Source organism: Kitasatospora sp. NPDC101183 (genome assembly GCF_044767945.1).
Lineage (GTDB): Bacteria > Actinomycetota > Actinomycetes > Streptomycetales > Streptomycetaceae > Kitasatospora.
The window spans coordinates 31,731-44,225 of the sequence record NZ_JBIWOW010000032.1 but is presented as its reverse complement, the minus strand read 5'-3'; the positions used below and the strand labels follow the sequence as shown (position 1 = coordinate 44,225).

The following is a 12,495-nucleotide window of genomic DNA, read 5'->3' as shown; positions in this document are numbered from 1 at the left end:
AGTACGCTCCTTCTACATCTGTAGAAGCCGACGGAGGGACAAGGGCATGAGCGGCACGAACGCGGTGGTGGTCGGGGGCGGGATCGGCGGGCTGGCGGCGGCGATCGGGCTGCGGCTGGCCGGGTGGGAGGTCACCGTGCTGGAGCGCGCCGCCGTCCTGGACGACGCGGGCGCGGGCATCTCGCTCGCCGCCAACGGGATGCGCGCCCTCGCCGCCCTCGGGGTCGGCGAGCGGATCGAGGCGGCCGCGCGCCGCCAGTACACCGGCGGCACCCGCACCCCGGACGGGCGGCGGCTGGCCCTGATGGACGGGAGGGCGCTGGAACGGCAACTGGGCGCGCCGATCGTCGGCATCCCCCGCGCCGAGCTGCACCGCATCCTGCGCGAGGCGCTGCCCGAGGGCTGCCTGCTGGTCGGCGCGGAGGCCACCGAGATCGCCGGCTCCCCCGCCCGGCCCGTGGTCCGCCACGGCGGCGCCGAACTCGAGGCCGATCTGGTCGTGGCGGCGGACGGCATCCACAGCCGCGTCCGCCGCCGCCTCTTCCCCGCCCACCCCGGCCCGTCCTACAGCGGCTCGACCGTCCTGCGCGCGATCACCGCACGCCCCGTCGAGGGCCTGCGCGCCGACTTCGAGATCACCTGGGGCCACGGCGCCGAGTTCGGCCACATCGCCTTCCCCGACGGCCGGGCCGAGTGGCACGCCGTCCTCAACGCCCCGGCCGGGGTCCGCCACGAGGAGCCGCTGGAGGAGATGCGCCGCCGCTTCGCCCGCTGGCACGAGCCGATCCCGGCACTGCTCGCCGCCACCGACCCGCAGGCCGTGCTGCACCACGACATCCACGAGCTGGCCGTGCCCCTCCCCTCCTACGCCGTCGGCCGGGTCGCCCTGCTCGGGGACGCCGCGCACGCGATGACGCCCCACCTCGGCCAGGGCGCCTGCCAGGCCCTGGAGGACGCCGTCACCCTCGCCGCCGCCGTCGGCGCCGGCCCCGGCGTCGAGGCCGGGCTCGCCCGCTACGACGCGCAGCGCCGTCCGCGCAGCCAGACGGTGGCCCGCGACGCCCGCCGCGCGGGCCGGATGGGCCAGCAGCTCGCCCACCCGCTCGCGGTCGGCCTGCGCAACGCCGCGATCCGGCTCACCCCGCCGGGCGCGATGATGCGCACCGTGCTGCGCCACGCCGACTGGACGCCGCCCCGGATCGCGCCGGCACCCCGGAGTGCCTGAGCGGCCTGCCCGAGTCACGTGTCCGAGTGGCACGTCCGCTTGACAGAGGATCTGGTTAGGCGCCATACTACTCGCATGCCCCAGCACCCGGCCGCCGATCCGGCCTCCCCCAGCCTCGACCAGGCCCGCCGCCAGATCGCCCGCTACGGCCTCTCGGCCGATCCGCAGGCCGTCCTGGTCGCGGCCCGGCTGATGGCCGCGGGGGCCAGGATCGGCCAGGCCGGCGAGGTGCACTTCGGGCGCTTCGGGCTCTCCACCGGCCGCTACCGGCTGCTCTCCGACCTGGAGGACCACGGCGGCGAGAAGTCTCCCTCCCAGCTGGCGGCGAGCCTGGGCGTCACCCGGGCGACGGTGACCGGCCTGGTCGACGGACTGGAGCGGGAGGGGCTGGTCGCCCGCAGGCCGTCCACCGAGGACGGTCGGGGCAACGTGGTCATCCTCACCGCCCGGGGCGCGGACCGGCTGCGCGAGCTGGCGCCCGAGCACTTCGCCCGGATGCAGGCCATGGTCGGCGAACTGACCGTCGAGGAGCGCGCGACCTTCCTGGACCTGCTGGCCCGGATCGTCGCGGGCGTCGACGCCCTGACCGACGACTGACCCGGACACCCCGGCACCCCAAGGCGGGCCCCTGCGGCCCGCCTCTTCTCAGCCCCCATAGTTAGCCACCTAAGCACTTATCCGTAGGCACCTCAGCACATCCCGAGAGGACACCCCGTGAGCAAGAAGGCCCGAGGCGCCCCGCCGCCCTTCGTCCTGTGGCGCGAGGTCCTGACCTCCTACGCCATGCCCGCCGTCATGGCCGGCCTCGGCGGCGCGTTCACCCGCCAGCCGCAGCTGATCGCCGCCGCCCTGACCACCATCGGCGGGACCTCCGCCCTGGTGGCCGCCGCCCTCGGCACCCTGCTGCGCCGTCGGCCCGCCCGCACCCGGGCCCCGCGCACCCCGCGCGTCCTGGCCGCTGCCCTCCTCGGACTGGTCGCGGCCGCCCTGGGCCTCGCCGCCGGCCTGGCCGGCGCGCACTGGCTCCCGCAGCTGCCGGCCCTCGCCGACAGCCCCTGGCCCGGCCGCCTGCCGGTCGACCTGCCCGTCTCCTCGGCCATCGCCGCCACCGTCGTCACCTGGCGCTGGCGCGGCAGCCGCACCCCCTCCCGCATCCCGACCCCCGAAGGGCAACCCGCATGATCGTCGTCATGGGCGCCGCCGGCGCCACCGGAGGCGCCACCCTGCGCAGCCTCACCGCCCTCGGCGCACCCAGCCGCGCGCTGAGCCGCGACCCCGCCCGCCTCGCCGCCTCACTGGACGAGCAGACCCTCGCCCTCACCCGGCCCGTCGCCGCCGACGCCGCCGACCCGGCCTCCCTGAGGGAGGCGTTCCGGGGCGCCCACCAGCTCCTGCTCACCATGGCCAACGGCCCCGAGCAGGTGCGGTACGAGCTCAACGCGATCGAGGCCGCCGTCGACTGCGGCGTGGAGCACATCGTCAAGATCTCCGCACCCGCCGCCGAGCCGGACTCCCCCGTCGCCGTCTCGCGCGGCCACCACCTCGTCGAGGAGCGGCTGCGCGCGAGCGGCGTCACGGCCACGGTCCTGCGGCCGTACGCCTTCATGCAGAAGCTGCTCCTGCTGGCCCCCGGCATCCTCGGCGGGGGCGTCATCGCCGCGGCGACGGGGCGGGCGCGGTGCACCTACGTGGACGTGCGCGACATCGGCGACATGGCCGCCGACGCCCTGACCCGCCCGGAGCTGGCGGGCGCCACCGTCGCCCTGACCGGCCCCCGGGCGTACAGCCACGCGGAGCTGGCCGCCCTGCTGACCGAGCTGCTCGGCCGGCCCGTGCGCCACCTGGACCTGAGCCCGGCCGAGTTCCACGCCCACCTGGTCGGGCGCGGCGGGATGCCCGACTGGCTGGCCGCCCACGTGGTGGAGATCCAGCGCCTCGCCACGCTCCGCAAGGAGGAACCCGACGACGCCTACACCCGCCTGACGGGGCGCGTCCCGCGCACCCTGGAGGCCTTCCTGAACGAGCACCTGCACCACTTCCGCTGACCGTCACCCCACCCCGGCGGGCCGGACCTACCGACCGGTAACCCGGCCCGCCACCCGAAGGGAGCAGCATTCCCTGTGTCGTGGATCACGGCCGGAAAATCGGCCTGACGGACCGTCAATTCGACTGACTGGCCGTCACCACCGATACCGCACAGCACAGTTGCGAGCTGATGTGGCGTCAGATTCGGCCACCACCAGCCCAGTTGGGCCGGGTGTCACCCTCTGCAACCACGGCCGAGCAGGTCTACCATCGGTCGGGTTGTCCGCTCCGGCCCTGGAGTGGGGTCACCCGGTCCGGCAGGTGCTCCCACCGCCCCCAAGGGCCGGGCATCGATCGGGACGGGGCGAGGACGAGGAGCGCACGGGCCGCCATGACGACCGAACCGAGCCAGCCGAACCAGAGCACCCAGACCGCCGAGGTCACTGAGGCCGCCGAGGCCACCCGGGCCGCGGCGCCGCCGCAGGCCGCCGCGCCGCCGATGGCCCTGTTCCCGGGCCGCCCGGCCGCCGAGCCGCGCACCCTGGTCGACCTCCTGGACGCCACCGTACGGGCCCACCCCGACGAGCCGGCCCTGGACGACGGGCGCACCGTCCTCAGCTACCGCGCCCTGGCCGCCGAGGTCGAGCAGCTGCGCCGCCGCCTGGCCGCCGCCGGGATCGGCCCCGGGGACCGCGTGGGCGTCCGGGTGCCCTCCGGCACCAACGACCTGTACGTGTCGATCCTGGCCGTGCTCGCCGCCGGCGCCGCCTACGTCCCGGTGGACGCGGAGGACCCGGACGAGCGCGCCCAGCTGGTCTTCGGCGAGGCCGCCGTGGCCGCCGTGCTCGGCGCCGAGCGCGCCCTGACCGCCACCGGGGAGCGGGCGCCCGCCCTGGAGCGCCGCCCCACCCCGGCCGACGACGCCTGGATCATCTTCACCTCCGGCTCCACCGGCAGGCCCAAGGGCGTGGCCGTCACCCACCGCAACGCCGCCGCCTTCGTGGACGCCGAGGCCGCGCTCTTCCTCCAGGAGGAGCCCATCGGCCCCGGCGACCGGGTGATGGCCGGGCTGTCCGTGGCCTTCGACGCCTCCTGCGAGGAGATGTGGCTGGCCTGGCGCCACGGCGCCTGCCTGGTGCCCGTCCCCCGCTCCCAGGTGCGCAGCGGCGCCGACCTCGGCCCCTGGCTGTCGGAGCAGGAGATCACCGTGGTCTCCACCGTCCCCACCCTGGCCGCGCTGTGGCCGGCCGAGGCGCTCAACGAAGTCCGGCTGCTGATCTTCGGTGGCGAGGCCTGCCCGCCCGAGCTGGTGCAGCGCCTGGTCACCGAGGGCCGCGAGGTGTGGAACACCTACGGCCCCACCGAGGCCACCGTCGTCGCCTGCGCGGCCCTGCTGACCGGCGACGGCCCCGTGCGCATCGGCCTGCCGCTGGACGGCTGGGACCTCGCGGTGGTCGACGAGGCCGGCGTGCCCGTGGCCCCCGGCGGCACGGGCCAGCTGGTGATCGGCGGCGTCGGCATGGCCCGCTACCTGGACCCGGAGAAGGACGCCGAGAAGTACGCCCCGCTGCCCTCCCTGGGCTGGGAGCGCGCCTACCGCAGCGGGGACCTCGTCGAGGCCGACCCGGCGGGGCTGCTGTTCCTGGGCCGCACCGACGAGCAGATCAAGCTGGGCGGGCGCCGCATCGAGCTGGGCGAGGTCGACGCGGCCCTCCAGGCCCTGCCCGGCGTGGCGGGGGCCGCGGCCGCCGTCCGCACGGCGCGCGGCGGCAACCAGCTGCTGGTCGGCTACCTGGTCGTCCAGGAGGGCTTCGACCGCGAGCAGGCCGTCGAGCGGCTGCGCGCCGAGCTGCCCGCCGCCCTCGTGCCGCTGCTCGCCCCCGTCGACACCCTGCCGACCCGCACCTCCGGCAAGGTCGACCGCAACGCGCTGCCCTGGCCGCTGCCCGAGCTGGAGAGCGCCGGCCCGTCCGAGCAGCTGTACGGCACCGAGGCCTGGCTGGCCGAGCAGTGGTCCGAGATCCTCGGCGTGCAGGTCTCCGGCGCCCGCGACGACTTCTTCGCCGTCGGCGGGGGCAGCCTGGCCGCCGCCCGGCTGACCACCCTGCTGCGCTCGCGCTACCCGAGCGCCTCCGTCCTGGACGTCTACCAGCACCCGACGCTGCGCAAGCTCGCCCGGCACCTGGAGCGCGGCGCGAGCGAGGGCGGCGAGGCGCGCACCATCACCCTGGTGCCGACCAGGGCCAAGCTGCTGCAGCTGCTCCTGCTGATCCCGCTGTTCACCGTGGTCGGCCTGCGGTGGACGGTCGCCCTGCTGGCCGCCGGCAACCTGCTGACCCACCTCGGTGACTTCCCGTGGGCGCCCACCGCCTCCTGGTGGTGGGTCGGCGCGGGCGCGCTGGCCCTGTACACCCCGGCCGGGCGGCTGGCGATCGCGGCGGGCGGGGCCCGGCTGCTGCTGCGCGGCCTGCGCCCCGGCACCCACCCGCGCGGCGGGTCGGCGCACCTGCGGCTGTGGACGGCCGAGCGCCTCGCCGAGGTGAGCGGCGCGACCGCGCTGTCGGGCGCCTGGCTCACCCGCTACGCGCGGGCGCTCGGCTGCAAGGTCGCGCCCGAGGTGGACCTGCACTCGCTGCCGCCGGTCACCGGCATGCTCAAACTGGGCCGCGGCTGCGCCGTCGAGGCCGAGGTCGACCTGTGCGGCTACTGGCTGGACGGCGACCGGCTGGAGGTCGGCGCGGTGAAGGTCGGCTCCGGCGCGAGCGTCGGCACCCGCTCGACGCTGCTGCCCGGGGCCAAGGTCGGCAAGCGCGCCCAGGTCCTGCCCGGCTCCAGCGTCGTCGGCCAGGTCCCGACCGGCCAGCGCTGGGGCGGCGCCCCCGCCGTCAAGCTGGGCCGCGCCGAGCGGTCCTGGCCGAAGTCCCGCCCGCCGCGCCGCGCCCGCTGGGCCGCGCTGTACGGCGCCGGCGGCACGGTGCTGGGCCTGCTGCCGGTACTGCCCGCGCTCGCCGCGCTGGTGGTGCTCTCCCGCTTCGTCGAGCAGGGCACCGACCTGGGCGGCGCCCTCGGCGGTGCGCTGCTGGGCCTGCTGCCCGCCACCCTGGCCTACGGCGCGGTGTACGCGGCGCAGCTGGTGGTGCTGGTGCGGCTGCTGAGCCTCGGCCTGGCCCCGGGCGTGCACCCGCTGCACGGGCGGGTCGCCTGGCAGGCCTGGCTGACGACGCAGCTGATGGACCAGGCCCGGGAGGTGCTGTTCCCGCTGTACGCCGGGCTGGTCACCCCGCTGTGGCTGCGGGCGCTGGGGATGCGGGTCGGCCGGCACGCGGAGGTGTCCACGGTGCTGGCGCTGCCGAGCCTGACCACCGTCGGCGACGGCGCCTTCCTGGCGGACGACACGCTGATGGCCCCGTACGAGCTGGGCGGCGGCTGGGTGCGCCTGGGCGAGGCGAAGGTCGGCGAGCGGGCGTTCCTCGGCAACTCGGGGATGACGGCCCCGGGCCGCGCGGTGCCCAAGCGGGGCCTGGTGGGCGTGCTGTCGGCGACGCCGGAGAAGGCGAAGAAGGGCGGCTCGTACCTCGGCATGCCGCCGGTGCGGCTGCCGCGCTCGGCCGACGAGGCGGACCAGAGCCTGACCTACGAGCCCCCGGCGCGGCTGCTGTGGGCGCGCGGGCTGGTCGAGGTGGCCCGGGTCCTGCCCGTGGTGGCCTCGGGCGCGCTGGGCCTGCTGACGGCGGCGGCGCTGACCTGGCTGACCGACGCCTCGCCGCTGCTGGCCGCCGCCCTGTCGGGCCTGGTGCTGCTGGCCTCGGGCGCCCTGGCCTGCCTGGTGGCGGTGGCCGCGAAGTGGCTGCTGGTCGGACGCTTCCGGGCGGTCGAGCACCCGCTGTGGAGCGGCTTCGTGTGGCGCAACGAGCTGGCGGACACCTTCGTCGAGGTGCTGGCCGTGCCGTGGCTGGTCGGCGCGGTGCCGGGCACACCGGTGCTGAACCTGTGGCTGCGCTCGCTGGGCGCCAAGGTCGGGCAGGGCGTGTGGTGCGAGAGCTACTGGCTGCCGGAGGCGGACCTGGTGACCCTCGGTGACGGCGTGAGCATCAACCGGGGATGCGTCGTGCAGACCCACCTCTTCCACGACCGGATCATGCGGATGGATACTGTGGTCCTCCGCGAGGGCGCCACCCTGGGCCCGGGCGGGATCGTGCTGCCCGGCAGCACGGTGGGCGCGCGCAGCACGCTGGGCCCGGCCTCGCTGGTGATGCGCGCCGAGTCCGTCCCCGCCGACACGCGGTGGCTGGGCAACCCCATCGAGGCGTGGCAGACCACGTCGTGACCACCCGTCCCGGCCCCGAGGCGGCCGGCCCGCAGGAAGCTCTCGCCCCCGTGAAGCCCAAGCACGCCCCGTCGGTCGCCGGAGCCCCGGACCCGTACTTCCCCGACAGCGGCGACCACCGCTTCCGGGTGCACCGCTACGAGCTCGCCCTGGACTACCGGCCCGGCCCCAACCGGCTGGCCGGGTCGGCCCGGCTCAGCGCGGTGGCCGACACGGCGCTGGACGCGATCGCCCTGGACCTCGCCGAGTTCCGCATCGGCCGGGTACTGGTGGACGGCAAGGCCGCCAAGTACACCCACCGCGGCGGCAAGCTGCGCATCCGCCCGGTCCGGGCGCTGGCGGCTGGCGCGGCCTTCACCGTCGAGGTCCACTACACCGGCAACCCCCGCCCGGTGCGCAGCCCGTGGGGCGGCCTGGGCTGGGAGGAGCTGGAGGAGGGCGCGCTGGTGGCCAGCCAGCCGATCGGGGCGCCGTCCTGGTTCCCGTGCAACGACCGGCCGGCCGACAAGGCGACGTACCAGATAGCCGTGACCACGCCCTCGCCGTTCACCGTGGTGGCGAGCGGGCGGCTGCTGACCCGCACCACCCGCTCCTCCAGCACCACCTGGGTGTACGAGCAGAGCGCGCCGACCTCGCCGTACCTGGTGACGGTCTCGATCGGCCCCTACCGGACGGTGCCGCTGGCGGCACGCCCGGCCGTGCCGCAGACCGGGTACGCGCCGGAGCGGCTGGCGGCCGACTTCGCGCGGGACTTCGCCCGACAGCCGGAGATGATGGCCTACTTCACCGAGGTGTTCGGGCCCTACCCGTTCGGCGAGTACGCGGTGGTGCTGGCCGACGAGGAGCTGGACGTGCCGGTGGAGGCGCAGGGCGTCGCCACCTTCGGCACCAACCACCTGGGCGGCGGCTGGGAGCGCGAGCGGCTGATCGCGCACGAGCTGGCGCACCAGTGGTTCGGCAACAGCGTCACCATCGCCGACTGGCGCCACATCTGGCTCAACGAGGGCTTCGCCAAGTACGCCGAGTGGCTCTGGTCCGAGCACGCCGGAGGCCCGGCGGCGGCCACCCACGCGGCGGCCGCGCACACCCTGCTGGCCTCGCTGCCGCAGGACCTCCGGCTGGCCGATCCGGGGCGCAAGCTGATGTTCGACGACCGGCTGTACCAGCGCGGCGGCGTGGCGGTGCACGCGCTGCGCCACCACCTGGGCGACCAGGCCTTCTTCGCGATGCTGCGGGACTGGACGACCGTCAACCGGCACGGCGTGGTGGCCACCGAGGACCTGGCGGTGCACGCCGCCCGGTACGCCTCGGCGCCGCTGGAGCCGCTGTTCGAGGCCTGGCTGCACCGGCCCGAGCTGCCGGAGCTGCCCGGCCGGGGCCCCGGGGAGTTCGTTCGCAGGCTGTTCATCCGCTGAGTTGTTCGCTCCATGCGCTGAGTTATTCGCTGAGGCCGGGGCCCGAGCTGGGCTACTGTCCCCAGCATGCCGAACTTCGATCATCAGACCGACCTGCCCGCCGAGCTGCTCCCGACGACCGGGCGCGCCCTGCTCCACCGGATCGCCGTCGCCCAGTCCGAGGGGCGCGCCCCCTCGCTGGTCGCCGGTGTCCAGCGGGGCGGGCGGCCGGTCTGGAGCGGCGCACGCAGCATGATCGACGGGCACGCTCCGACGACCGACGTCCAGTACCGCATCGGCTCGATCACCAAGACCTTCGTCGCCGTGCTGGTGCTGCGGCTGCGCGACGAGGGCCTGCTCGACCTCGCCGACCCGCTCGGCCGTCACCTGCCCGGCACCCCGGCCGACGCGGCCACCGTCGCCCAGCTGCTCTCGCACTCCTCCGGGCTCACCGCCGAGACCCCCGGGCCCTGGTGGGAGCGCACCGAGGGCTCGCTGCGGCCCGAACTCGCCGACCTGCTGGAGACGGAGAAGCCGCTCAAGCACCCGGCCGGGCGGCTGCACCACTACTCCAACCCCGGCTTCGCGCTGCTCGGCGCCCTGGTCGAGGAGCTGCGCGGCGAGCACTGGGGCGAGGTGCTGCGGCGCGAGGTGCTGGAGCCGCTCGGCATGACGCGCACGAGCCTGCTGCCCGAGGCGCCGCACGCGGGCGGCTTCGCCGTCCACCCCTGGGCCGACGTCATGCTGCCCGAGCCGCTCACCGACACCGGGCGGATGGCCCCGGCCGGCCAGCTCTGGTCCACCGGTGAGGACCTCGCGCGCTGGGCGGCCTTCCTCGCGGCCGGCGACGAGAAGGTGCTCGCGCACGCCACCCTCGCCGAGATGCGCCGCCCCGCCGTCGCCCCCGAGGACGCGGACTGGACCTCCGCGTACGGGCTCGGCCTGGCGCTGTACCGCCACGAGGGCCGGCTGCTGTACGGGCACTCGGGCTCGATGCCCGGCTTCACGGCGGGCCTGTGGATCAGCGAGCAGGACGGCCTGGCCGCGTACGCCCTGGCCAACGCCACCTCCGGCGCCAACACCTCGGTGCTGGCCGCCGAGCTGATCGCCCTCACCGCCGCGCACGAGCCCCGGCTGCCCGAGCCCTGGCGCCCGCTGGCCGAGGCGGACGCGGAGGAGGAGCTGCTGGCGCTCACCGGCCCCTGGTACTGGGGCGCGGCCCCGCACGCGCTGCGGCTGCGGGCCGGGCGCGTCCTGGAGATCGGCCCGCTCGCGGGCGGGCGGCGCGAGTCGCGGTTCCAGCCGCAGCCGGACGGCACCTGGCTGGGGCTGGAGAACTACTACGCGGGCGAGACGCTGCGGATCGTGCGGCGCGCGGACGGCTCCGTCAGCCACCTGGACCTCGGCTCGTTCGTCCTCACCCGGGAGCCGTACGGGCCCGCCGAGGTCGTCCCGGGCGGCATCGACCCGAAGGGGTGGCACGCGGGCTGACGGCCCGCTTCCTCCCAGGCCGGGGGCGCGCACCTTCCGTGCGCGCCCCCGTCGTCCCCCCGTTGTCCACCCGCTTTCCGTCACTGCCGAACGGCCTTCCGGTGCCCGGCAGATGACGTACGGGCCACGGGTGGTCCCATTCAGCAGCTGCACATCTGCGCTCCTCCACGCCGCAACGTGAATGCCAGCCGGCTCGGACATTCATACGGGGACCGGTTCGCGTCCTGCCTGACGTCTGCGAACCGGGACGGTGCCTGGGAGGCCACGGCACCGCCGATCGTGCTGCCCTGGAGGGTCCGCCATGACCACCGTCCCCACGTACGCTCCGACCGCAGTCGCCCCCACCCACGAGACCCCGGCGGTTCCGGCCCAGCGCCACCGGCCCGCCCCCGCCGCCGGCTACACCGTCTCCCTCGCCCGCGACGAGGGCGACGTCCGCGCCGCCCAGCGGCTGCGCCACAGCGTCTTCGCCGCCGAGCTCGGCGCCGTGCTCCACACCCCGCTCGCCGGGCTCGACATCGACCCCTTCGACGAGTTCTGCGACCACCTGCTGGTCCGCGAGGGCGAGACCGGCGAGGTCGTCGGCACCTACCGGCTGCTGCGCCCCGAGGCCGCCCAGCGGGCCGGGCGGCTGTACTCCGACGGCGAGTTCGACCTCTCCGCGCTCGCCCCCGTCCGCCCCGGCCTGGTGGAGCTCGGCCGCTCCTGCATCCGCCCCGACCACCGGGGCAACGGCGCCGTCATCAACCTGATGTGGGGCGGCATCGCCCGGTACCTGATCGACACCGGCAACACCTGGGTCGGCGGCTGCTGCTCGATCGACCTCGCCGACGGCGGCGCCGAGGCGGCCCGCGTCTGGGACACCGTCAGCGCCAAGTACCTGGCGCCCGAGGAGTTCCGCGTCACCCCGCACCGCCGCTGGGACGCCACCGGGGTGCCGCGCGCCGAGCGCGGCGGGCTGCCCGCCCTGCTGCGCGGGTACCTGCGGCTCGGGGCCTGGGTGTGCGGCGAGCCCGCGTACGACCCGGACTTCGGCTGCGCCGACCTGTACGTGCTGCTCTCGCTGGAGCGGACCGACCCGCGCTACCTGCGGCACTTCCTGTCCGGGGTCGCCCCGGCGCAGGGCTCCGCGCCGCTCGCCGTCGGCTCTCCCGGTTCAGGGGCGAGCGCGTCGTGAGCGTCTGGCTGCCGACCGCGCCCTGCCGGCCGGAGACCTGCCTCCGCGAGCGGGCGCCGGCGGTCTCGCACCCCCGGCGGATGCTGCGGCTGGGCTCCTGCGTGGCGGTCGTCCTGGCGGGCGTCGCACTGAGCCTGCCGGTGCGGCTGCTGCCGTACGGGAGCCGGGTGCCGCTGACCCGGCTCTGGGCGCGCGTCCTGCTGCACAGCCTCGGAGTCACGGTGCGGCTCTCCGGGGCGGTCGGCAGCGGCGGGGCCCTGGTCGTCGCCAACCACGTGTCCTGGCTGGACATCCCGCTGCTCGCGGCCGGGCGGCCCGGGCGCTCGCTGGCCAAGACCGAGGTCCACCGGTGGCCGGTGCTCGGGCACCTGGTGGCCTGGGGAGGGACGGTCTTCCTCGACCGGGACCGGCTGCGGACCCTGCCGGACACCGTGGCGCAGGTGGCCGCGGTGCTGCGCTCCGGGCGCCCGCTGATCGTCTTCCCGGAGGGGTCGACCTGGTGCGGCCGGGAGAGCGGGCGGTTCCGGCCGGCGCTGTTCCAGGCGGCGGTGGACGCGGGAGCCGTCGTCGAACCGGTGACGATCCGCTACCGGCTCGGCGACGGCCGCCCGACCAACGCGCCCGCCTTCATCGGCGACGACGGGCTCCTCACCTCGCTCGCCCGGGTGGTCGCGGTGCGCGGGCTGGTCGCCGAGGTGACCTTCCGTCCGCCGATCCCCCCGCCCGCCACCGCGCCCGGGGCGCCCCGGGCGGCGGCGCGGCGCGAACTCGCGCGGGCGGCGCAGGCCTCGGTGGTGGGCGTCCCCTGAGGCGCCTCCGGGCGCGGGCGCCGCGCGGTGGTGGCGGGCCGGGTGGG

9 protein-coding genes are annotated in these 12,495 nt (G+C 76.2%); all 9 read left to right on the top strand.

The annotated features are described in order from the left end of the window. The first annotated feature begins 46 nt into the window (after window positions 1–46). The 9 genes from ACIRRS_RS33045 (at window position 47) to ACIRRS_RS33005 (ending at window position 12,448) form a co-directional block, all read left to right on the top strand. A complete protein-coding gene (locus ACIRRS_RS33045; RefSeq protein WP_402978806.1) occupies window positions 47–1,225 on the top strand; it encodes an FAD-dependent monooxygenase in 1,179 nt (392 codons plus the stop codon). A 75-nt stretch (window positions 1,226–1,300) separates the two neighbouring features. Continuing rightward, the gene (locus ACIRRS_RS33040; RefSeq protein ID WP_402978803.1) at window positions 1,301–1,822 is read left to right on the top strand and encodes a MarR family winged helix-turn-helix transcriptional regulator; all 522 of its coding nucleotides are present in this window, start codon (window positions 1,301–1,303) and stop codon (window positions 1,820–1,822) included. A gap of 117 nt (window positions 1,823–1,939) precedes the next feature. After that, window positions 1,940–2,407, top strand: a complete 468-nt coding sequence (locus ACIRRS_RS33035; protein WP_402978800.1) for a hypothetical protein — start codon at window positions 1,940–1,942, stop codon at window positions 2,405–2,407. Further along, window positions 2,404–3,270 carry an NmrA family NAD(P)-binding protein gene (locus ACIRRS_RS33030; protein ID WP_402978797.1) on the top strand — a complete coding sequence of 289 codons (867 nt, stop codon included), beginning with the start codon at window positions 2,404–2,406 and terminating at the stop codon, window positions 3,268–3,270. The genes ACIRRS_RS33035 and ACIRRS_RS33030 overlap by 4 nt, the downstream gene beginning before the upstream one ends. Window positions 3,271–3,749: 479 nt before the next feature. After that, window positions 3,750–7,577: a Pls/PosA family non-ribosomal peptide synthetase gene (locus ACIRRS_RS33025; RefSeq protein ID WP_402978917.1), complete on the top strand. Its 3,828-nt coding sequence runs from the start codon at window positions 3,750–3,752 to the stop codon at window positions 7,575–7,577. Between the two features lie 50 nt (window positions 7,578–7,627). After that, window positions 7,628–8,992 (top strand): M1 family metallopeptidase, encoded by a 1,365-nt coding sequence (locus ACIRRS_RS33020; RefSeq protein ID WP_402978914.1) that lies wholly within the window; start codon window positions 7,628–7,630, stop codon window positions 8,990–8,992. Between the two features lie 66 nt (window positions 8,993–9,058). Next, window positions 9,059–10,462, top strand: a complete 1,404-nt coding sequence (locus ACIRRS_RS33015; protein WP_402978794.1) for a serine hydrolase domain-containing protein — start codon at window positions 9,059–9,061, stop codon at window positions 10,460–10,462. Window positions 10,463–10,763: 301 nt separating this feature from the next. Beyond that, window positions 10,764–11,639: a GNAT family N-acetyltransferase gene (locus tag ACIRRS_RS33010; protein WP_402978791.1), complete on the top strand. Its 876-nt coding sequence runs from the start codon at window positions 10,764–10,766 to the stop codon at window positions 11,637–11,639. Further along, on the top strand, window positions 11,636–12,448 hold the full coding sequence (locus ACIRRS_RS33005) for a lysophospholipid acyltransferase family protein (protein WP_402978788.1): 813 nt from the start codon (window positions 11,636–11,638) through the stop codon (window positions 12,446–12,448). The genes ACIRRS_RS33010 and ACIRRS_RS33005 overlap by 4 nt, the downstream gene beginning before the upstream one ends. Window positions 12,449–12,495 lie beyond the last annotated feature (47 nt).